The organism is Aeromonas sp. s5, assembly GCF_040907865.1.
GTDB classification, from domain to species: domain Bacteria; phylum Pseudomonadota; class Gammaproteobacteria; order Enterobacterales; family Aeromonadaceae; genus Aeromonas; species Aeromonas dhakensis.
The window spans coordinates 41,003-60,215 of the sequence record NZ_JBFOCO010000013.1 but is presented as its reverse complement, the minus strand read 5'-3'; the positions used below and the strand labels follow the sequence as shown (position 1 = coordinate 60,215).

The window sequence follows — 19,213 nt, the reverse complement described above, 5'->3', positions numbered from 1 at the left end:
ATCAGGCGGCCCCGCAAGAACCAAAGGGAAGAGAGATGAGTCTGGAGAAAATGGGGCAGGCGGCCCGTGAAGCCGCCTATCAGCTGGCCACCGTCAGCACGGCGCAGAAGAACCTGGCGCTGGCCGCCATCGCCGACGAGCTGGAGGCGCGCAGCCACCAGATCCTGGCCGCCAACGAGAAAGACATCGCCGCCGGGCGCGAGGCGGGCCTCTCCGAGGCCATGCTGGATCGGCTATTGCTCAACCCGTCCCGACTGGCCGGTATCGTGGCGGACGTGCGCAAGGTGATCACCCTGGATGATCCGGTCGGGGCCGAAATCGACAGTCGGGTGCTGGAGAACGGCCTGCGTCTCTCCCGCCGCCGGGTGCCCATCGGGGTCATCGGCGTCATCTACGAGGCGCGCCCCAACGTTACCATCGACATCGCCAGCCTCTGCCTCAAGACCGGCAACGCCAGCATACTGCGCGGTGGCCGCGAGACCTTCCACTCCAACCTTGAGCTGGTGCGGGTGATCCAGCGCGCGCTGGCGGCCTCCGGCCTGCCCGAGGCGGCGGTGCAGTACATCGACAATCCGGACAGGGCCCTGGTGGGTGAGCTGCTGCGCCTCGACCGCTACGTGGACATGATCATCCCCCGCGGCGGCGCGGGTCTTCACAAGATGTGCAAGGAGAACAGCTCCATTCCGGTGATCATCGGCGGATTTGGCATCAGCCACATCTTCGTGGACGAGAGCGCCGATCTGGCCCGTGCCTTGCCCCTCATCGACAATGCCAAGGTGCAGCGCCCCTCCGCCTGCAACGCCCTCGACACCCTGCTGGTGCACGAGAAGGTGGCGCCTGCCCTGTTGCCGCAGCTGGTGACTCTGATGAACGAGCGCAAGGTGGCCCTGGTGGCCACGCCGGAGGCCATGCCCCTGCTGGCCGGTGCCGAGCAACTGCGCGAGGCGGGTGCCGAGGATTTTGATACCGAGTGGCTGTCGCTGACCCTGGGGATCAAACTGGTGGCGGATGTGAACGAGGCGCTGGCCCATATGCGCGAGCACAATGCCGGTCACTCCGATGCCATCCTCACCAACGATCTGGCCAATGCCGAGCGTTTCGTCAACGGCGCCGGTTCGGCGGCGGTTTACGTCAACGCCTCCACCCGTTTCACCGATGGCGGCCAGTTTGGTCTCGGCGCCGAGGTGGCGGTATCGACCCAGATGCTACACGCTCGTGGCCCCATGGGGCTGACCGAGCTCACCAGCTACAAATGGGTGGGATTGGCGGATTATCTGAGCCGCGCCTGAGCCCCCGTTTTGCCCTGTGTGAAGATGCCGACCCTGGTCGGCATTTTTTTGCTTTTTTCTTGCGGGCTATCAGGGGCTTGCATATAACTATCCAGCAGGGTGTGGCGATATTTTGCACACTTTGCTAGCAACAAAAACGGGAGCAGATTCAAGGATGAAGCAGACAGATTGGATAAAGCGCTGGGGAGCGCTGTGGCTGAGCGTACCACTGTTGCTGGGGGCGCTCTGTTTCAGCAGCAGCAGCCACGCCAGCTGGGATCAGGATCTCTATCGCCAGTTGGGGCTGGCCGGCAAGCTCGACAAACAGGTGTTTCGCAAGGCTCTCAACAGTTACCAGAGCGTGCGCCACAAGCGCAAACCCATTCTCACCATCATCGACTACAGCAAACCGTCAACCCAGCGCCGCTTGTTCGTCATCGACGTGAAACGCCACAAGCTGCTCTATCACACCTGGGTCAGCCATGGCCGCAATTCGGGTGAGCGGGACGCTCGCCAGTTTTCCAACCAGTTCAACTCCATGAAGAGTTCGCTCGGGGTCTATCGCACCGCCGAAACCTATCAGGGCAAGCACGGCTATTCGCTGCGCCTCGACGGCCTGAGCCCGGGCCAGAACAGCAATGCCCGCAAGCGGGCCATCGTCGTGCACGGCGCCGACTATGCGAGCCCCCGTCATCTGCTCAAATATGACAAGCTGGGGCGCAGCTGGGGTTGCCCGGCGCTGCCCAAGGAGCAATCCAGGGCCATCATCGACATCATCAAGGGGGGCAGCGTCATCTACGCCCACGGCTGAGGCCTGCCTTAGAGCCAAAAAAGAAGGCCAGCATATGCTGGCCTTTTTGTTTCGGGTGATGGATTACTTGCGCACCACCAGCACGGGGCAGGGGGCGTGACGGACCACGGATTCGGCGACGCTGCCCACCAGCAGGTGGCTGATGCCGGAGCGGCCGTGGCTGCCCATCACCACCAGATCGGCCTTTTCTTCTTTGGCCTGCACGACGATCTCGTCGGCGGCGCGGCCGAAGCGTACCTCGAAGGTGGCCGGAATGGGCAGGCTGGCGATCAGCTCCTTCATCTGGCTCTTGGCCTGGCGCTCCATCTCGTGGGTGATCTCGATGGCGGTCATGTGCAGGATCTTGTAGCTGTCGAAGCCGTGCAGCTGGTCCACCACGTGAACCAGTTTGAGTTCGGCCTGATGGCTCTGGGCCATGAATACGGCATAGTCGAGCACGGCTTGCGACATCTGGGAAAAATCGACCGGGCAGAGCAGGGTTTTGATGGATGGCATATGAAGGCTCCCCTATGGTTGGGTTACTAATGAATCTCATTGTCAATAATACCCATTCGGTCGGCAATAACCCTCGACTCGCTCGCAAAACCGGTAAAAAGTGGTGCTTTGCCGACGGATCTTCATATCATGGGATATGGCCTGTGCACCCTTGCCAGATAGGCCGGCTCGATGGGTGACAGCGTTCGCCTCCGGAGAAATAGTCAAGACATGGTTCGTTTGCTGCTTTCATGGGTATTGCTGCTGCTCTGCTGGCCCGGTCGGGCCGATCCCCTCAATGTCTATTGCGATGACTGGCCGGGTTTTTGCCAGCGGGATGGGCGTGGCATCTATCTGGACATAGTGCGCGCCATCTACCAGCCCAACGGCTACGAGGTCATCCCCCGCATCGTGCCCTACAAGCGGGCGCTGGCGGTGATCGCCCAGCAGGGGGGCGACATGGCGATGGGGGTTTACCGGGATGAGGTGAGTGGCGTGCTGCAACCCCGTTATCCCGCCTCGGCCGATGACCTGACGGTGCTGATGCTCAAGAAGTGGCAGCCCCAGTGGCTGGGCGAGTCGAGCCTCAAGGGGCAGGGGGTGGTGTGGCTGCGGGGCTGGGCCTTTGACAAGTACATCCCGGTCTCCATGCGCTGGCACGAGATAGACAGCCACGACATGGCGCTGCAACTGCTGGCCAAGGAGCGCTACCGTTACTATCTGACCGCCGGGGTGCTCTACTCGGAGGACTCCATTCCTGCCAACATGCATCGTACCTTCCTGCGCTGGATCCCGACCTACCCCATCTTTGCCGATACCGAGAAGGGTCGCACCCTGCAGCAGCTCTGGGATCAGGGCATGGTCAACCTGGTGCGGCACGGCACCCTGGCCGAAATCTACCGACGCTATCGGTTGCACGACTACTACCGCGGTTTTATCGAAGAGCAGGAGCGGCGGCTAAAGCCTGGCAACTAAAACGTCCCGCGTCGGGGAGGGCTGGTTACCTGTTCAGGAACTTTTCTGTCAGCTTGCCGAGTTGCCGCGCACCTGCTTGGCCAGTGGGTCATAGAGAATGACGTTGACCGAGGCGGCCAGATTGATGCAGCCCTTGGGTATGGCCACGCAGATCACCTCCTGTTGCTCGTCTTTATCATCAGCGCCTCAACTGCTTGGCCAGCCGGTCGTAGAGGATCACGTTGACCGAGGCCGCCAGATTCATGCAGCCCCGGGTCGGTACGTAGATCACCTCTTTCACCGCCTTGAAGCGGGCCGGTTCCAGGGTGCCGTCTTCGGGGCCGAAGATGTAGAAGGCGCGCTCGGGGTGGACGTAGTCCGGCAGCGAGGTCGCCCCCTCGATAAGGTCAACCAGTACCGGGGTGCAGCCGGCTGGCACCATGGCCATCAGATCGTCGACACCGAGCAGGGGGATCTGTTCCACCATCTGCTTGGTGTCGGTGACGAAACGGCGCGCCAGCTCGAAGCGGGTCCCCGTGTAGTAGACCTCATCCGCCCCATAGCAGCCGGCGGCCCGCATCACGGCCCCCACGTTCTCCGGCGACTTGGGATTGACCAGCCCGATGCAGCAGTACGCCGTCTCATCGCTTCGTTTTACCTGCACTTCGTGGTGGTGGTCTGACTCTTTCATCCTGCTCTCCTCTGGTGGCGGCGCATTATAAGCCGCACTCGCCGTCAGGCGCAGGAAAAGTGACGCACGATGGCCGAGCGTCGCTTGCAGCCATCCGCCGAATTTTTGTGCGCAAACCGACAATTTTCATACGCCGCGATAGCAGGAAAACGTTTCTCGACAATAATGGACAAACGTTTGTAACTGGATGTTTGTCTATGACGGAACGTGAGCAAGAGATCCTCGCCCTGCTGCGCCAGGATCCCATGATTGCCCAGCAGGAGCTGGCGGACAGGCTCGGCATCAGCCGCTCGGCGTTGGCGAGCCACATCTCCAGCCTGATGCGTCAGGGCTATGTGCAGGGGCGCGGCTATGTGCTGCGGGAAGGGCCCTACGCCGTGGTGATCGGCGGTGCCAACATGGATATCTGCGGCTGCAGCCACGACAACCTGCGTATCGGGGATTCCAACCCTGGTCGGGTGCGCACCTCCGCCGGCGGGGTGGGGCGCAACATCGCCGAGAACCTGGCGAGGCTCGGTACCGACACCCGGCTGCTGACCGCGGTGGGCAACGATCAGTACGGCCACCACCTGCTGGAGGTGAGCCAGCGCGCCGGCGTCGACGTGCGCCAGGTGCTGGTGCTGGACGGCCAGGCCACCTCCTGTTACCTCAGTCTGCACGATGGCAGCGGCGAAATGAGCTGCGCCGTCAACGACATGGGGATCATCGACCAGCTCACACCGGCCCGGCTCGCCCCCCTGAGCGGATTTCTCGGGGCGGCCCGGCTCTGGCTGCTCGACACCAACCTCGCCACCCACACCCTCGACTGGCTGTTCGAGCGTCAGGGGGAGCACACCATCTTCGTCGACACCGTCTCGGTGGCCAAGGTGGAGAAGATCCGCCCCTGGCTGCACCGCATCCACACCCTCAAACCGAACCGCAGCGAGGCGGAGCAGCTGTGCGGCTTGCGCATCGCCGGGCCCGACACCTGGCCCATGGCGGCGGCCTGGTTCCACCGCGCCGGGGTGCAGCGACTGTTCCTGAGCCTCGGCGATCAGGGGATCTTTTATAGCGACGGGGAGTGCCAGGGCCATCTGCCCGTGCTCGGCAGCCCGGTCGTCAACGTGACCGGTGGCGGCGATGCCTTCATGGCAGGGCTGGCCCACGCCTGGTTGCAGGAGCAGGACATCGTCGAGACCACCCGTTTCGCCCTCGGCTGCGCCGCCCTCACCGTCAATTGTCCCGATACCGTATTTTCCGGCCTATCCAAGGCCGCCGTTGAACGCATGCTGGAGGAGTACCCATGTTGAACGCTTACCTCGATATCCAACCGGTCGTCGCCGAAGCCCTGGCCGCCGGCAAGCCTGTGGTGGCCCTGGAGTCCACCATTATCTCCCACGGCATGCCCTATCCGCAGAACGTGGAGACGGCGCGCCAGGTGGAGCTGGTGGTGCGGGACAACGGCGCCGTGCCGGCCACCATCGCCATCATCGATGGCCGCCTCAAGGTGGGTCTGGATGAGGGGGCGCTGGAGGCGCTGGGCCGGGCCGGCCACGCCGCCACCAAGTGCAGCCGCCGCGACATCCCCTTCGTGCTGGCCAACAAGGGTCTGGGGGCCACCACGGTTGCCTCCACCATGATCATTGCCGCCATGGCCGGGATCCGGGTGTTCGCCACCGGCGGTATTGGCGGCGTGCACCGCGGCGCCCAGGAGACCTTCGACATCTCCGCCGACCTGCAGGAGTTCGCCCAGACCCCGGTGGCCGTGGTCTGCGCCGGCGCCAAGTCGATCCTCGACATCGGCCTGACCCTGGAGTACCTGGAGACTCAGGGCGTGCCGGTGATCGGCTACCAGACCGAGGAGCTGCCCGCCTTCTACACCCGCGAGAGCGGCTTCAAGGTGGATTACCGCCTCGAGAGCCCGGCGGCCATCGCCGAGGCGCTGCGCCTCAAGTGGGAGCTGGGGCTGGCCGGCGGCGCCGTGGTGGCCAACCCCATTCCGGCCCAGTTTGCCATGCCCAAGGCCGACATCGATGCCGCCATCGCCCAGGCACTGCGGGAGGCGGACGAGCAGGGGGTGAAGGGCAAGGAGTCCACCCCCTTCCTGCTGGCCCGGGTGTGCGAGCTGACCGGCGGCAACTCGCTGGCCGCCAACATCCAGCTGGTGCTGAACAACGCCGCGCTGGGGGCGCGCATCGCCGCCAGTCTGTAATCAGTTGCTGCAAACGAAAAAGAGGGCCTCTTGGCCCTCTTTTTTCATTTTGGCTCTGTGAGTTGCCGGGTGCGTTACTGCAGCACCAGCCGACCGTGCAGCGGCTGCACGGGGCGGTTGTTGGGGTGGTGCATCACCGCCTTGAAGGCATCGATCTGGGCTTGACTCACCTGCACCGGCTCCTTCATCACCAGCCAGCGCACCCCTTCCGAGCAGGGCGGGGTGGTCAGCGAGCCGCTGAAGCGGTAGTAGTCCCGTTTGGCGGGCAGCAGTGGCTCTGCCGAGACCGCCTCCTTGAGCTGGTGATGCTCCCCCGCCTTGGCTGGCAAGGATTGCCAGACCTGGCTCAGGGCCCCATTGGCCTGGCCCGGCTCGAACATCACCGCCACCACCGCCAGCTCCCCCTGGTCATTGGCATGGACCAGGTGCCCCTCCAGCGGATAGGACTTGCCCTCGATGAGGTTTTCGCTGGGAGCGTGGAAGTGGAACTGCTTGAGGGTGAAGTGCATGCCGTCGAGCTCCAGCGTGCTGCCCGGGGCATAGTCGACCTGCACCGTGTGGCCGTTGTTGGTGACGCTGCGGCCCCCCGCCAGGTAGTGAAACTGCAGCGGAGCCAGCTCGGCCTTGACCAGACCAGAGAGGTTGACCGGCGACTGGTTGCTGCCCGCGCACTGGCCATATTCCGGGGTCAGGCTGGCCCATTTTGCCGGGCCGGCCTCGCCGCTGTATTCCCAGTGCACTGTAGCGGCAAAAGCGGCGGGGCAGAGCAACAGGGTGGCGGCCAACAGGGACTCTTTCATCATGCATCCTTATCTTGATTGAAAAGCACGGCGATCCGTTTCCTGCACTGACGAGGAAATAACGGAAGGCATCATCTGAATTGCGGGATACAGAAGGTCAGACGCTATTGTTATTATTGGCTGGGTGAGCGCCGATGATATTTATGATGCATTTAATATGAATCTAAATAATGGGCGGTCACGCCTGCATATTGAATAATCGATTTATTCAATGACAGCAATCTAATTAATTGGCTGTCATCGCGGATGAATTTGCTCATAATTCACTCATCAGAATTCAGCTCTTTTTTGCCGCGCAAGTCCCCGCCATTATTCCGTCCGTAATAAACTAATTCATTGTTTTAAATGTGGTTTTTGTTGGTCTCATTTGATCTTGAGCAAATAATACACAGGCTTTCCCGGGCAGGCTGAGGCTGCTGTTATGCACAGCCACAAGGGAGAGAGAAACAATGAATAAATATTGTCTGTTGCTGGCGCTGGGCCTGCCAGGGATGGGGTGGGCGAACGAGCCTATCCAGGCAGTGGAAGCAGCCAAGGTGAGTGCACCGGAAAAAGTCGAGTTGGGCAAGATGCTGTTTTTCGAGCCGCGGCTCTCGAAATCCAACGCCATCTCCTGCAACTCCTGCCACAACCTGGCGACCGGCGGAGTGGACAACCAGGTCAGTTCCCTCGGCCACAAGTGGAAGGAGGGGCCGATCAACTCGCCCACCGTGCTCAACTCCAGCCTCAACTTCGTGCAGTTCTGGGATGGGCGCGCCAAGGATCTGCAGGCGCAGGCGGCGGGCCCCATCGAGAACCCGCTGGAGATGGCCTTCAGCCACAAGCTGGCGGTGGAGACCCTGCACACCCTGCCCGAGTACCGGGCCCGCTTCAGCGCCGTGTACGGCAAGGCGGACTTCGGCATCGACGAGGTGACCGATGCCATCGCCGCCTTCGAGGAGACCCTGGTCACTCCCAACGCGCCGTTCGATCGCTGGCTGAAGGGGGATGCCAAGGCGCTGACTGCGCAGCAGCTGAAGGGCTATCAGCTGTTCAAGGAGAAGGGCTGCACCGCCTGCCACAACGGGGTGGCCATCGGCGGCAACTCCTACCAGAAGATGGGGCTGGTCAAGCCGTTCAAGACCGACAACCCGGCCCAGGGACGCGGTGGAGTGACCGGCGAGAAGCAGTTCATCGGCTGGTTCAAGGTGCCGACCCTGCGCAACATCGAGCTGACCTACCCCTACTTCCACGACGGCTCCGTGTGGGAGCTGAAGGAGGCGGTGCAGATCATGGCGGACATCCAGCTCGGCCAGACCCTGAGCGAGCAGGAGGCGGACGACATGACCGCCTACCTCAAGAGCCTGACCGGCGAGCAGCCGCAGATAGTATTGCCGATCCTGCCCCCCTCCCAGCCCGATACCCCCAGGCCTCAGGTCAAGAGCTGAGAGGGCGTGATGATTGCAGCGGAGCCGCCGGCTCCGCTTTTTTGTTCCTATCTATCTGATAAGCCTCTCGAAGTTACTGCACTACACAATGACAAAGGGATGACAATCCCCCAGCTGGCGACGGCGATTTTATCGATTTGCAGCCCTCTTCACATTTCCGACACGCTCACAATTTGTTCGATTGCCTTACTCATCCGACCTGGTGTCAAATCACTCCGCCTAACACAAGGAGTGGCATAATAATGAATAATATCAATAAATTAGTTCTGGCTATCGGATTCACTCTCACCACCTTCCCGAGCCTGGCGGCGGGCTTCCAATGCAAGGATCACGTCAAGCTCGGGGTACCCAGCCAATCCAGTCAACTGCTGTGCCGGGACGGCTATGCCGCCGGTTACAACTACGACACCAAGGTCTCTGACTGGGTCTCTTATCGGATGACGGCCGCCAGCGCCCAGGGTCAGGTGCCGCGCAAGGATGCCTTTGCCGAGGACAAGGAGGTGCCGGTGCAGTTCCGCGCCACCCTGGCCGACTACAAGGGCTCCGGTTATGACCGCGGCCACCAGGCGCCCGCGGCGGACATGCGCTCCACCGCCACCACCATGAAGCAGAGCTTCCTGCTGACCAACATGACCCCGCAGCTGCCGGCGCTCAACCAGGGGGCCTGGCGCATCCTGGAGGAGAAGACCCGGCAGTGGGCCATCGCCTATCAGGATGTCTATGTGATCACCGGCCCCATCTTCACCAACTCCGATGCTTCCATCGGCAACGGTGTGACCGTGCCCCACGCCTACTACCGGGTGGTGATGGATGTGGCCAACCAGGAGGCGATCGCCTTCATCCTGCCGCAGGAGAACGTGTCGGCCAGCCGGCTGGCGGATTACATAGTGACGGTGGATGAGGTGGAGCAGCAGACCGGGCTCGATTTCTTCGCCGAGCTGCCGGATGAGCAGGAAGAGGCCATGGAGTCCCAGCTGATGGCCATGTGGAGCAACTGAGTTCACCCATGACGCTGATGAAAACAGGGGCCTGTCGGCCCCTGTTTCTATTTGCTCAGCTCATCACCGACCTTCTTGACGGTGTCCCGGGTGCCGTGACCTATCTCGCGGGTCACGTCCCGGGTGGTGTGGCCAATCTCGCGGGTCACATTGCGGGTGGTGTGCCCCACGGTTCTGCCCGCCTCCTTGATGTCGGCGCAGCCGCCGAGCAGGCTGCCCAGAACCAGGCCGAGGGCCATCAGGGCCATGCAGTCACGCCTCATGCCGTGCTCCTTCTCGTTTCATCATCGTTATGCCGATGGCGGCATTATGGCCTCGTGTGCAACGGGCGGGCAACCAGCAGGGTGTGGCCCGGGCCCGGGATCTCGTGCTCGGCTTCCACGTGGAAGTGGGCCTCGCGCAGGCACTGGTACAGCTCCTTGGAGTGGTAGAAGCGGCTGTTGCCGTTGGCCAGACAGGTGAAGTAGAGGGAGGTGGCGTTGAGACTGAAACTGGCGGCTTCGAAGGATTGGCGGTCCCAGAACAGCTCCAGGATGCAGACCCGGGCGTCCGGCTTCATGGCCAGCCGGATCCGGTTCAGGATGGCGACGATTTGCTCGTGACTGAAGCAGTCGAGGAACTGGCTCATCCACCAGATGTCCGCCTCGCCGGGCAGGGTGCCTGGCTGCAGCAGATCCACCGGGTGACCCTGTACCCGCTCCGTCAGCCCCGCCTCCTCGATGTTGCGGCGAGCCAGTTCCAGCTGCTCGGGCAAGTCCAGGATGGTGACTCGCAGCGCCGGATCCCGCTTGGCGCAGGCGATGGCCCACTTGCCGGTGTTGCCACCCAGGTCGTAGAGGTGGCGCGGCTCGTAACCGAACACCTTGTCCTGGGCCTGCTGGAAGGCCCAGTCGGAGTAGAAGTGATCGAACGCGAACCAGCTGCGGCGGGCAGGCTCGGGCAGCTCGCTCAGGTGCGGATAGAGGGTCTGCCAGGGGCCGAACTCCTGCAGGCCGGCCGGCGTGCCGTTGCGGATGGCGTCGAGCAGGTGGGCGAGGGGCTGGTAGCAGACGTGCTGGGTGAAGTCGAGATTGACCCGGCTCATGGTGTCGTTCAGCAGGTATTTGCCGACCCGCCCCAGCACATAGTGCTCCTCGGCCAGGTAGCAGAGCCCGCCGCCGAGCCCCATGTCCAGCAGCACGCTGGCGCCGTATTCACTCAGCTCGCATGCCTGGGCGATGTCGGCCAGTGCTGCCCCCCGCTGGCCACGGGTCTCGAGATAGGCCAGCACCCCGGTTTCGCGCAGGCACCAGCTGGCCTGAAACAGCATGGGCCCGAAGGCAATTTTCTGGGCCTCGCTGATGGCTTCCAGCGCGTTGTAGGGGTCTGTCTGATAGTGATTCACGGGGGGCTCCTGCCGGATCAGCGGCTCTGCGCGCGGGCGAGTTCCAGCTGAATGGCCTGGTTCAGACCCAGTACCCAGCGGTTATAACTGCGGTGGATGCTGCCCTTGCCCTTGTCGTCCAGATTGACGCTGCTCACATAATTGATGGAATAATCGCGAGCGCTGTAGGGAATATTGATCACCGCCTGATGCTGACGCACATTGACCTGGCCCCGAATCAGTCCCGGCTGCTCCTGACGCATTACCCAGCTCTTGCTGATACCGGCCGTAATAATGGCGTTGGCAACCTGCTCCTCGGTGAGGTTGGATGGCACCGGATTGGCCGCCATATTGCGGATGGGTTGGCTGGTGGAGCAGGCGGCCAGCAGGGCACAGGCCAGCAGCAGGGATATTTTATTAATAATCTTCATAATATTTTCCTTGAGAAGGATATTCATCAATTGAGCGTGGCAATGAGACAACACAAATTGTTTATTTTCAATCACCAAGGCGGTGGATAATCCGGGCTGGCTATTATTTTTGATGAATAATGGTATTATCCGCCCGGTATTCACCTGATGACGTCATTCAATACCATGGCGCAGGCACTGCCCGTCGGGTGAGTGCCTTTTATGCTCTTCGCTCCCACCACGGTTTTAAGGACAGGTCGCCTGCAACATGCTCTCTTTCTCGCTGCTGGATAGTCAGGCGCTGTCACCCGGTCTGGCCGATGAGGTCGCCTGGCAGGCGTGGGCGCAGCAGGGCCGCTGGCCCGTCGACCCGCCGTTTCCCGCCACTCCCTTGCTGCCCATGATGATGGCGCGCCGCCTGAGCCAGGGCTCACGGCTGGCGGTGCAGGTGGGGCTGAGCCTGCTGGCCCGCCACCAGGTAAACAGTGCCATCTTTGTCAGCCGCCACGGCGAACTGGCCCGCTCCATGACGCTGCTGCAGGCGCTGGCGGACGGGCAGGCGCTCTCTCCCACCGATTTCTCCATGTCGGTGCACAACACCGCCGCCGGGCTCTGCTCCATCCAGGGCAAGGCCGCCATTCCCATGAGCTCGCTGGCCGCGGGGGAGAACAGCCTGATGGCAGGCCTCACCGAAGCGGTCGGCGCTCTGCAGGCCGGCGCCCGCCGGGTGCTGCTGGTGGCCTTCGAGGGGCCTGTGCCCGAATTTCATCGCCCCTGGCTGGCGGAGGAGGCGCCGCCCCACGCGCTGGGACTGGTGCTGGAGGCCGGTGAGCAGTGGCGCTGCGAGGGGGTTAGCCCCGTGGTTGAATCCGCCCGTTCGCTGCCCCAGAGCCTCGCCTTGTGGCGCGCCCTGCTGCGAGGCGAGCCGACCCTGATCCTCGGCGATGAGCGTCAGGCGTGGAGATGGCAGCGTTGCTGAACCGGGCCTGGCGGTTGATCGGCACGGCGCTTGGCTTCACCCTGTTCGGGGTGGGCGGCCTGCTGCTCACCCTGTTCTGGTTCCCCTTGCTGGCGCTTTGTCTGCGCGGGGAGCGGCGGCGCACCCTGGCCCAGCTCACCATCCGCCACAGTTTCCGGCTGTTTCTTGCCATGCTGCGCGGCTGGGGGGTGCTCGACTATCGCGTCAGCGGCATGCCCGCCGATTTGCGTGGCGCCCTGGTGGTGGCCAATCACCCCAGCCTGCTCGATTACGTCATGCTGGCGGCCGAGATGCCGGTGTGCGACTGCATCGTCAAGCAGTCACTCTGGCGCAACCCCTTCATCGGCGGCGTGGTGCGGGCTGCCGACTACCTGCCCAACGTGGCGGGGGAGGATCTGCTGGCCCTGTGCATGGCGCGGATCCGGGCCGGCGGCCTGCTGCTGATCTTCCCGGAAGGGACCCGAACCACGCCGGGCGAACCCATCAAGCTGCAGCGCGGCGCGGCCCAGTTGGCGGTGCGCAGCCAGGTGCCGCTGCAACTGGTGCGGATCCACTGCAGCACCCGATTTCTCACCAAGCAGGACAAATGGTTCAAGATCCCGGAAAATAAGCCGACTTTCACCATAGAATTCCTGCAGCAAGTGGCGGCGGACGAGGTGGTCGCCGCCGGCCAGAGCAGTGCGCTGGCCGCTCGCCAGTTGACCCGGTTTCTCACCCGGGCCCTGCAACCCGGGCCCCAATGACAGCATATGGAACAGTTATGCAAGACCTGCATCTAGAGATAAAACAACTCATCATCGACAGCCTCAACCTCGAGGGGCTCACCCCTGACGACATCGACAGCCAGGCACCGCTGTTTGGGGACGGCCTGGGGCTGGACTCCATCGATGCGCTGGAGCTGGGCCTTGCCATCAAGGGCCGCTACGGCATCGTCCTCTCCGCCGAGGATGAGAATACCCGTCGCCACTTCGCCAGTGTCGCGGCCCTGGTGGCCCTGGTGCAGGCCCAGTCGAAAGGGGAGGCCTGAGCCATGACCCGCGACGACATCTTTGCCCAGATCAAGGCCGCCCTCGTCGAGCTGTTCGAAGTCGACGAAGAGGCCATCACCCCGGAGGCCCGCCTCTATCAGGATCTCGAGCTCGACAGCATAGACGCCATCGATCTGGTGGTGCACCTGCAGAAGCTGACCGGCAAGAAGATCAAGCCGGAGGAGTTCAAGTCGGTGCGCAGCGTCAACGACGTGGTGGATGCGGTCGAGCGTCTGCTGGCCGACGCCTGATGCCGGTGTCTGCCCTGCCATGATGCGCTGGCTCTCCTGGCTGGCCGGTGGTGCCCTGCTGCTCTACCCGCTGGCGGTTTACTGGGGGCTGACCCACGCCGGTCAGACCCCGCTGTTGCTCGGCCTGCTGCTCATCTTCTCGCTGCGACTCTTGCCCGGCCTGCTCAAGGGGCGGGTCCGGCTCGGCCCGCTGCCGGAGTGGCTCTGGCTGGGGCGCCTGCTGGCCTGCATCGGGCTGGGGCTGACCCTGCTCTGCGCTCTGTTCAGTGCCCGGCACTGGCTGCTCTACTACCCGCTGGCGGTGAGCCTGGCGCTGCTCTGCCTGTTTGGCTGGAGCCTGACCCGCCCCATGAGCCTGGTGGAGCGGCTGGCCCGCTTGCAGGAGCCCGCCTTGCCATCGGCGGCCATCGGCTATACCCGGCGGGTGACCCAGGTCTGGTGCGGCTTCTTCGTCATCAACGGCGCCCTGGCGGCCTTCACCATCTGGCACGGGGATCTGGCGCTCTGGAGCCTCTACAACGGCTTCATCAGCTACCTCCTGATGGGCGGCCTGATGGGGGCTGAGTATCTGGTGCGTCGCCGCCTGCTCAAGAGGTTGGCCCCATGAGTCTGTTGCAAACCCTCTGGCAGCGCGATGGTGCCCAGCCGGTGGCCTTCGGCCCGCAGGGGGAGGTGATCCTGGCCGAGCTGCGCCGCGCCAGCCTGCAACTGGCCAGTGCCATGGCCCGTCACGACGGCGCCGGCCGGCCAGGCGCGCGCTGGGCGCTCTGCTTCGACGACAGCCTGCTGTTCACGCAAGCGTTGCTCGCCTGCGCCCTCAGCGGCTATCAGGCTATTCTGCCGGGTCATCAGCGGCTGGCCGGCCTGCAGGAACTGCAGAGCCAGTTCGACGGCCTGCTCACCGACTCCGAACTGCCTGGCGCAGCGCTTGTCGTGCCTCAGCTCAGGCTGCCGCTGGCCGATGCCCACGAGGGGCTGGATATCGCACACGGTGATCTTGCGCCCGCGCGTCTGGATATCACCCTGTTCAGCTCCGGCTCCACCGGCGAGCCCAAGGCGATCCCCAAGGCCTGGCCCCAGCTGGAGGCCGAGTTGCGGGTGCAGATGGTGCTGTGGGGCGAGCGATTGGCCGATAGCCGGGTGCTGGCCAGCGTCAGCCACCAGCACATCTACGGCCTGCTGTTTCGCATCCTGCTGCCGCTGGCCCTCGGTCGCCCGTTCGATCGCCGCACCATCGACTACCCGGAGCAGCTGGCGGCGCAAGGCGCCCCCTGGTGCCTGATCGCCTCCCCTGCGTTTCTGAGTCGGCTCGATCCGGCCATGCCGGCCACTGGCTGCCGGTTGATCGTCTCCTCCGGCGGTCCCCTGCAGCTGGAAGATGCCCGGCAAGCCCGGGCACTGCTCGGCCAGCTGCCGGTGGAGATCTTCGGCAGCAGCGAGACCGGCGGCATCGGCTGGCGTCAGCGCCACCAGGAGCAGACCCCCTGGACGGCGCTGCCCGGGGTCGAGGTGCGGGTCGGCCCGGAGCAGGGGCTGCTGCTGCGCTCCCCCTTTCTGGAAGCGGGTGACTGGCTGGCCTGCGCCGATCGCATCGCCCTGCACGAGGAGGGTTTCGAGCTGCTGGGACGTCAGGACAGGATCGTCAAGCTGGAGGAGAAGCGCATCTCCCTCGACGAGGTGGAGGCGCGCCTGCAGGCCCTGGCGGAGGTGGAGTCGGCCGCCGTGCTGCCGCTGCAACAGGGCCAGCGCCAGATCCTCGGCGCCGTGCTGGTGCTAAGCGAATTGGGGGCCGCCCGCTGGGACGAGCTCGGTCAGGGGCGTTTCCTGCTGGCCCTGCGCCAGCAGCTGCGCCCCTGGCTTGAGCCGGTTGCCCTGCCGCGCAGCGTGCGCCGGGTCGTGCAGATGCCCGTCAACGCCCAGGGCAAGCGCCCCTGGCCACAACTCAAGAAGCTGTTCGATGAGCCTGTCCGCTGATACGCTGCCAACCGAGCTGGGTTGCGAAGTGCTGGCCGATGGCGTGCGCCTGCGGCTGCGACTCGATCCCGCACTGCCCTGGTTTGCAGGGCACTTTCCCGGCGCGCCCCTGCTGCCCGGGGTGACCCAGATCCACTGGGTGATGCACTACGCCGCCAGCCGGCTCAAGCTGACACTGCCGTTTCACGGGGTGGATCAGCTCAAGTTCCAGCGCCCGCTGCGCCCCGGGGCCGAGTGCAGCCTGCACCTGCAGTGGCAGGCGGACAAGGGCCAGCTCCTCTTCAGCTACCAGCTCGGGGATGAGCCGGCGAGCAGCGGACGGGTGCGGCTGATCCCATGAACCCCTGCCTTCTGATTCCCTGTTACAACCACGCCGGCCCACTGGCCGCCGTACTGGCGCGGCTGGCCGAATTCAAGCTGCCCTGCCTGCTGGTCGACGATGGCAGCGAGCCCGTCGCCGCCGCCGCGCTCGATGCGCTGGCCGCCCAGCACCCCTGGGTCAGCCTGCTGCGCCATCCCCACAACCAGGGCAAGGGGGGGGCCGTGATGACGGGGCTGCGCCGCGCCCATGAGCTCGGCTTCAGCCACGCCCTGCAGGTGGATGCCGATGGCCAGCACGATCTCGCCGACCTGCCAGCCCTGCTGGATGAGGCGCGCCAGCACCCGGCGGCGCTCGTCTCCGGTCGCCCGCTCTACGATGACTCCGTGCCCAAGGGGCGCCTCTACGGCCGCTACATCACCCATGTCTGGGTCTGGATAGAGACGCTGTCGTTCGCCATCAAGGACAGCATGTGCGGCTTTCGGGTCTATCCGCTGGCGTCCACCTGCGCCCTGCTGGAACGGGTGGTCCTCGGCCGGCGGATGGATTTTGATACCGAGGTGATGGTGCGCCTGCATTGGGCCGGAGTGCCGATGCGCTTCGTGCCGACCCGGGTCATCTATCCCGTCGACGGCCGCTCCCACTTCCGGCTTTTTCGCGACAACCTCGACATCTCCTGGATGCACACCCGGCTGGTGTGCCGCCTGTTGTGGGATCTGCTGCTGCGCCTCTGCCGCTGGCCGGCCCGTCTCGGCGCCCAGCTGACTCGGCTGTGGCGCGAGCGGCGCACCCACTGGTCGCGCACCCCGGAGCGGGGCTCATTGCTCGGCATGCAGATCATGCTGGCCAGCTACCGCCTGCTGGGGCGCCGGGGCTTCTCCCTGCTGCTCTATCCTGTCATCGGCTACTTCTGGCTGACCGGTCGCACCCAGCGGGAGGCCTCCCGGGCCTATCTGGCCCGCCTCGAGGCCTTCGCCGGCACGCAAGGCGTTGCGCTGCCCGCCGAACCGAGATCGAGCTTTCGCCACTTCCTGCGCTTTGGCGAGGCGGCGCTCGACAAGCTGGCGGGCTGGCGCGGGGACATCACGGAGCAGGAGATCGAGGTGGTGGGGACCGAGCACTACCAGGCGGCCATTGGCAGCGGCAAGGGGGTGTTGCTGCTGGGCTCCCACCTCGGGGACCTCGAGCTGTGCCGGGCCCTCGGCAGTCGCAAGGAGGGGATGCGCATCAATGCGCTGGTCTTCACCCGCCACGCGGCCCGCTTCAACGCCCTGCTCAAGCAGATCAACCCGGATTCGCGCCTCAACCTCATCCAGGTGCAGGAGCTGGGGGCGGACACCGCCATCCTGCTCAAGGAGAAGCTGGATCGGGGGGAGTGGGTGGTGATCGTCGGCGATCGCACCTCGGTGACCCGGGAGAAGCGGGTGATCTGGGCCGACTTTCTCGGCGCCCCGGCGCCGTTTCCCCTCGGTCCCTTCGTGCTCAGCAGCGTGCTGGGCTGCCCCGTCTACCTGCTGTTCGGCTTCAAGGAGCAGGGGCGTTTTCGGGTGCATTTCGAGCCCTTCTCCGACGGCCAGCCCCTGCCGCGGCAGGGGCGCCAAGAGATACTCGCGTCCCGGGTACAGGCCTATGCCGATCGCCTGCAGCACCACTGCCTGCACGCCCCCCTGGACTGGTTCAACTTTTTTGATTTCTGGCAGCTGACCGATGAACAAGAGTGAGATGAGACGGGTTGTCTTCGGCGCTAAGCCGCTGACCATCGAAGACGTGGTGGCCCTGGCGGAACGCCGTGCCACCCCCGCATTGAACCCGGATCCCGCCTTCATGGCCCGCATCCAGCGGGGCGCCGACTTCCTCGACCGCCTGCTGGCGGAAGAGGGGGTCATCTACGGGGTGACCACGGGCTACGGCGACTCGGTGACCCGGGCCGTGCCCCCCGCCCTGGTGGCCGAGCTGCCGCTGCACCTGACCCGCTTCCACGGCTGCGGGCTGGGGGAGGATCTCGCTCTCGATGCCGGCCGCGCCGTGCTCGCCACCCGGCTCTGCTCCCTGGCGCAGGGGGTCTCCGGGGTCAGCCCAGCCCTGCTCGAGCGCCTCTGCTGGCTGCTGGAGCAGGATCTGGTGCCGCGCATTCCCGAAGAGGGATCGGTGGGCGCCAGCGGCGATCTCACCCCGCTCTCCTACGTCGCCGCCGTGCTGGTGGGGGAGCGCGAGCTTCATCATGATGGTGTGCTGCGCCCCGCCGCCGAGGTCTATCGGGAGTTAGGGATCACTCCCCTGACCCTGCGGCCGAAAGAGGGGCTGGCGCTGATGAACGGCACCTCGGTGATGACGGCGCTGGCCTGCCTAGCCTACGCCCGCACCGACTACCTGATGCAACTGGCGACCCGGATCACCGCCCTGGTGAGCGTCGCCATGGGGGGCAACGCCTTCCACTTCGACGAGCGGCTGTTTGCCGCCAAGCCGCACCCCGGCATGCAGGGGGTCGCGGCCTGGTTGAGAGAGGATCTGGTGGCCGGCGAGCTGCCGCGCCACAGCGATAGGCTGCAGGACAGATACTCGTTGCGCTGCGCCCCCCACGTCATCGGGGTGGTGGCCGACAGCCTGCCCTGGTGGCGCCAGCTCATCGAAAACGAGCTCAACAGCGCCAACGACAACCCGCTGATCGATGGCGAAGAGGAGCACGTGATGCACGGCGGCCACTTCTACGGCGGTCACATCGCCATGGCCATGGACAGCATGAAGGCGGCCGTCGCCAACCTGGCCGACCTGCTGGATCGCCAGCTGGCCCAGCTGGTGGACAGCAAGTTCAACGGCGGCCTGCCGAGCAACCTCTCCGGCGCGCCACAGGGGCGGCAGATGATCAACCACGGCTTCAAGGCGGTGCAGATCGGCGTCTCGGCCTGGACTGCGGAGGCGCTCAAGCAGACCATGCCCGCCAGCGTCTTCTCCCGCTCCACCGAGTGCCACAACCAGGACAAGGTGAGCATGGGCACCATAGCGGCGCGGGATGCGCTGCGGGTGCTGACCCTGACCGAGCAGGTGGCGGCCGCCTGCCTGCTGGCGGCGGTGCAGGGGGTGGAGCTGCGCCTCGCCCGGCCCACCCCCTTCATCCGCCCGCTCGGCACGGCGCTGGCCGGCATGGTCGCGCAGGTACGGGCCGAGTTTGCCCCGCTGCTGGAAGACCGGGGGCTCGAGCCCGAGCTGAGGGCGCTGATCGCCCGCATTCGCCAGCGCCACTATCCCCTCTATGGGTCGCACCGGGACTGAGACAA

General features: G+C 64.6%; 22 protein-coding genes and 1 pseudogene. 16 read left to right on the top strand and 7 right to left on the bottom strand.

Annotated features, from left to right (window positions below; translation table 11 throughout):
* Positions 1–32 precede the first annotated feature (32 nt).
* Positions 33–1,289 (top strand): annotated as a pseudogene (locus tag AB5Y94_RS09165) (glutamate-5-semialdehyde dehydrogenase); the annotation flags it as partial.
* Between the two features lie 154 nt (positions 1,290–1,443).
* Positions 1,444–2,079 (top strand): murein L,D-transpeptidase catalytic domain family protein, encoded by a 636-nt coding sequence (locus AB5Y94_RS09160; RefSeq protein ID WP_005297899.1) that lies wholly within the window; start codon positions 1,444–1,446, stop codon positions 2,077–2,079.
* A gap of 63 nt (positions 2,080–2,142) precedes the next feature.
* On the opposite strand, the gene AB5Y94_RS09155 is transcribed toward AB5Y94_RS09160, so the two are convergent.
* Positions 2,143–2,574 carry a universal stress protein gene (locus tag AB5Y94_RS09155; RefSeq protein ID WP_005297901.1) on the bottom strand — a complete coding sequence of 144 codons (432 nt, stop codon included), beginning with the start codon at positions 2,572–2,574 and terminating at the stop codon, positions 2,143–2,145.
* Positions 2,575–2,784: 210 nt separating this feature from the next.
* On the opposite strand from AB5Y94_RS09155, the gene AB5Y94_RS09150 reads away from it, so the two are divergent.
* On the top strand, positions 2,785–3,528 hold the full coding sequence (locus tag AB5Y94_RS09150; protein ID WP_139431673.1) for a hypothetical protein: 744 nt from the start codon (positions 2,785–2,787) through the stop codon (positions 3,526–3,528).
* Between the two features lie 48 nt (positions 3,529–3,576).
* On the opposite strand, the gene AB5Y94_RS09145 is transcribed toward AB5Y94_RS09150, so the two are convergent.
* Positions 3,577–3,684, bottom strand: a complete 108-nt coding sequence (locus AB5Y94_RS09145; protein WP_095592118.1) for an RNA methyltransferase — start codon at positions 3,682–3,684, stop codon at positions 3,577–3,579.
* A 22-nt stretch (positions 3,685–3,706) separates the two neighbouring features.
* Complete coding sequence (locus tag AB5Y94_RS09140; RefSeq protein ID WP_025201230.1) at positions 3,707–4,198, bottom strand: RNA methyltransferase; 492 nt, start codon at positions 4,196–4,198, stop codon at positions 3,707–3,709.
* A gap of 197 nt (positions 4,199–4,395) precedes the next feature.
* On the opposite strand from AB5Y94_RS09140, the gene AB5Y94_RS09135 reads away from it, so the two are divergent.
* The gene (locus tag AB5Y94_RS09135) at positions 4,396–5,487 is read left to right on the top strand and encodes a PfkB family carbohydrate kinase (RefSeq protein ID WP_201988259.1); all 1,092 of its coding nucleotides are present in this window, start codon (positions 4,396–4,398) and stop codon (positions 5,485–5,487) included.
* Positions 5,481–6,389, top strand: coding sequence for a pseudouridine-5'-phosphate glycosidase (locus AB5Y94_RS09130; RefSeq protein WP_368205381.1), 909 nt, complete (start codon positions 5,481–5,483; stop codon positions 6,387–6,389). The genes AB5Y94_RS09135 and AB5Y94_RS09130 overlap by 7 nt, the downstream gene beginning before the upstream one ends.
* A gap of 74 nt (positions 6,390–6,463) precedes the next feature.
* On the opposite strand, the gene AB5Y94_RS09125 is transcribed toward AB5Y94_RS09130, so the two are convergent.
* Positions 6,464–7,189 (bottom strand): carbonic anhydrase, encoded by a 726-nt coding sequence (locus AB5Y94_RS09125; protein ID WP_368205380.1) that lies wholly within the window; start codon positions 7,187–7,189, stop codon positions 6,464–6,466.
* A gap of 449 nt (positions 7,190–7,638) precedes the next feature.
* On the opposite strand from AB5Y94_RS09125, the gene AB5Y94_RS09120 reads away from it, so the two are divergent.
* A complete protein-coding gene (locus tag AB5Y94_RS09120) occupies positions 7,639–8,616 on the top strand; it encodes a cytochrome-c peroxidase (protein ID WP_368205379.1) in 978 nt (325 codons plus the stop codon).
* Between the two features lie 242 nt (positions 8,617–8,858).
* Complete coding sequence (locus AB5Y94_RS09115) at positions 8,859–9,614, top strand: DNA/RNA non-specific endonuclease (RefSeq protein WP_005297919.1); 756 nt, start codon at positions 8,859–8,861, stop codon at positions 9,612–9,614.
* Between the two features lie 47 nt (positions 9,615–9,661).
* Here the strand turns inward: AB5Y94_RS09115 and AB5Y94_RS09110 are convergent, their stop codons facing one another.
* The 3 genes from AB5Y94_RS09110 to AB5Y94_RS09100 are packed head-to-tail and all read right to left on the bottom strand — an operon-like array spanning position 9,662 to position 11,408.
* Entirely contained in the window at positions 9,662–9,877 is a 216-nt protein-coding gene (locus AB5Y94_RS09110; RefSeq protein ID WP_005297921.1) for a hypothetical protein, read from the bottom strand.
* A 44-nt stretch (positions 9,878–9,921) separates the two neighbouring features.
* Positions 9,922–10,998: a methyltransferase gene (locus AB5Y94_RS09105; RefSeq protein ID WP_368205378.1), complete on the bottom strand. Its 1,077-nt coding sequence runs from the start codon at positions 10,996–10,998 to the stop codon at positions 9,922–9,924.
* Positions 10,999–11,015: 17 nt separating this feature from the next.
* On the bottom strand, positions 11,016–11,408 hold the full coding sequence (locus AB5Y94_RS09100; RefSeq protein WP_005297924.1) for a hypothetical protein: 393 nt from the start codon (positions 11,406–11,408) through the stop codon (positions 11,016–11,018).
* A gap of 247 nt (positions 11,409–11,655) precedes the next feature.
* On the opposite strand from AB5Y94_RS09100, the gene AB5Y94_RS09095 reads away from it, so the two are divergent.
* From AB5Y94_RS09095 to hutH, 9 genes are read left to right on the top strand one after another with little or no spacing between them, the layout of a single operon-like run.
* Complete coding sequence (locus AB5Y94_RS09095; RefSeq protein ID WP_368205377.1) at positions 11,656–12,366, top strand: beta-ketoacyl synthase chain length factor; 711 nt, start codon at positions 11,656–11,658, stop codon at positions 12,364–12,366.
* A complete protein-coding gene (locus AB5Y94_RS09090) occupies positions 12,351–13,109 on the top strand; it encodes a lysophospholipid acyltransferase family protein (RefSeq protein WP_024941451.1) in 759 nt (252 codons plus the stop codon). The genes AB5Y94_RS09095 and AB5Y94_RS09090 overlap by 16 nt, the downstream gene beginning before the upstream one ends.
* Before the next feature lie 17 nt (positions 13,110–13,126).
* A complete protein-coding gene (locus AB5Y94_RS09085) occupies positions 13,127–13,393 on the top strand; it encodes a phosphopantetheine-binding protein (RefSeq protein WP_005297932.1) in 267 nt (88 codons plus the stop codon).
* Between the two features lie 3 nt (positions 13,394–13,396).
* A complete protein-coding gene (locus tag AB5Y94_RS09080) occupies positions 13,397–13,645 on the top strand; it encodes an acyl carrier protein (RefSeq protein ID WP_011707160.1) in 249 nt (82 codons plus the stop codon).
* 19 nt (positions 13,646–13,664) lie between these two features.
* Positions 13,665–14,252 carry a hypothetical protein gene (locus AB5Y94_RS09075; RefSeq protein WP_368205376.1) on the top strand — a complete coding sequence of 196 codons (588 nt, stop codon included), beginning with the start codon at positions 13,665–13,667 and terminating at the stop codon, positions 14,250–14,252.
* A complete protein-coding gene (locus AB5Y94_RS09070; RefSeq protein WP_368205375.1) occupies positions 14,249–15,619 on the top strand; it encodes an AMP-binding protein in 1,371 nt (456 codons plus the stop codon). The genes AB5Y94_RS09075 and AB5Y94_RS09070 overlap by 4 nt, the downstream gene beginning before the upstream one ends.
* Positions 15,603–15,959, top strand: a complete 357-nt coding sequence (locus AB5Y94_RS09065; protein ID WP_139752226.1) for a hydroxymyristoyl-ACP dehydratase — start codon at positions 15,603–15,605, stop codon at positions 15,957–15,959. The genes AB5Y94_RS09070 and AB5Y94_RS09065 overlap by 17 nt, the downstream gene beginning before the upstream one ends.
* Entirely contained in the window at positions 15,956–17,659 is a 1,704-nt protein-coding gene (locus AB5Y94_RS09060) for a glycosyltransferase (protein WP_368205374.1), read from the top strand. The genes AB5Y94_RS09065 and AB5Y94_RS09060 overlap by 4 nt, the downstream gene beginning before the upstream one ends.
* Positions 17,646–19,208, top strand: coding sequence for a histidine ammonia-lyase (gene hutH / locus AB5Y94_RS09055; protein WP_368205373.1), 1,563 nt, complete (start codon positions 17,646–17,648; stop codon positions 19,206–19,208). Before AB5Y94_RS09060 ends, hutH begins: the two co-directional genes overlap by 14 nt.
* Positions 19,209–19,213 lie beyond the last annotated feature (5 nt).

Excerpts from the sequence above, each read along its gene's own strand:
- AB5Y94_RS09135 (WP_201988259.1), top strand. The coding sequence starts at position 4,396 with ATGACGGAACGTGAGCAAGAGATCCTCGCCCTGCTGCGCCAGGATCCC.
- AB5Y94_RS09100 (WP_005297924.1), bottom strand. The coding sequence starts at position 11,408 with ATGAAGATTATTAATAAAATATCCCTGCTGCTGGCCTGTGCCCTGCTG.
- AB5Y94_RS09085 (WP_005297932.1), top strand. The coding sequence starts at position 13,127 with ATGCAAGACCTGCATCTAGAGATAAAACAACTCATCATCGACAGCCTC.
- AB5Y94_RS09155 (WP_005297901.1), bottom strand. The coding sequence starts at position 2,574 with ATGCCATCCATCAAAACCCTGCTCTGCCCGGTCGATTTTTCCCAGATG.
- AB5Y94_RS09070 (WP_368205375.1), top strand. The coding sequence starts at position 14,249 with ATGAGTCTGTTGCAAACCCTCTGGCAGCGCGATGGTGCCCAGCCGGTG.
- AB5Y94_RS09130 (WP_368205381.1), top strand. The coding sequence starts at position 5,481 with ATGTTGAACGCTTACCTCGATATCCAACCGGTCGTCGCCGAAGCCCTG.
- AB5Y94_RS09115 (WP_005297919.1), top strand. The coding sequence starts at position 8,859 with ATGAATAATATCAATAAATTAGTTCTGGCTATCGGATTCACTCTCACC.
- AB5Y94_RS09110 (WP_005297921.1), bottom strand. The coding sequence starts at position 9,877 with ATGAGGCGTGACTGCATGGCCCTGATGGCCCTCGGCCTGGTTCTGGGC.
- AB5Y94_RS09160 (WP_005297899.1), top strand. The coding sequence starts at position 1,444 with ATGAAGCAGACAGATTGGATAAAGCGCTGGGGAGCGCTGTGGCTGAGC.
- AB5Y94_RS09065 (WP_139752226.1), top strand. The coding sequence starts at position 15,603 with ATGAGCCTGTCCGCTGATACGCTGCCAACCGAGCTGGGTTGCGAAGTG.
- AB5Y94_RS09095 (WP_368205377.1), top strand. The coding sequence starts at position 11,656 with ATGCTCTCTTTCTCGCTGCTGGATAGTCAGGCGCTGTCACCCGGTCTG.
- AB5Y94_RS09120 (WP_368205379.1), top strand. The coding sequence starts at position 7,639 with ATGAATAAATATTGTCTGTTGCTGGCGCTGGGCCTGCCAGGGATGGGG.
- AB5Y94_RS09140 (WP_025201230.1), bottom strand. The coding sequence starts at position 4,198 with ATGAAAGAGTCAGACCACCACCACGAAGTGCAGGTAAAACGAAGCGAT.
- AB5Y94_RS09060 (WP_368205374.1), top strand. The coding sequence starts at position 15,956 with ATGAACCCCTGCCTTCTGATTCCCTGTTACAACCACGCCGGCCCACTG.
- AB5Y94_RS09150 (WP_139431673.1), top strand. The coding sequence starts at position 2,785 with ATGGTTCGTTTGCTGCTTTCATGGGTATTGCTGCTGCTCTGCTGGCCC.
- AB5Y94_RS09075 (WP_368205376.1), top strand. The coding sequence starts at position 13,665 with ATGATGCGCTGGCTCTCCTGGCTGGCCGGTGGTGCCCTGCTGCTCTAC.
- AB5Y94_RS09090 (WP_024941451.1), top strand. The coding sequence starts at position 12,351 with ATGGCAGCGTTGCTGAACCGGGCCTGGCGGTTGATCGGCACGGCGCTT.
- AB5Y94_RS09080 (WP_011707160.1), top strand. The coding sequence starts at position 13,397 with ATGACCCGCGACGACATCTTTGCCCAGATCAAGGCCGCCCTCGTCGAG.
- AB5Y94_RS09125 (WP_368205380.1), bottom strand. The coding sequence starts at position 7,189 with ATGAAAGAGTCCCTGTTGGCCGCCACCCTGTTGCTCTGCCCCGCCGCT.
- hutH (WP_368205373.1), top strand. The coding sequence starts at position 17,646 with ATGAACAAGAGTGAGATGAGACGGGTTGTCTTCGGCGCTAAGCCGCTG.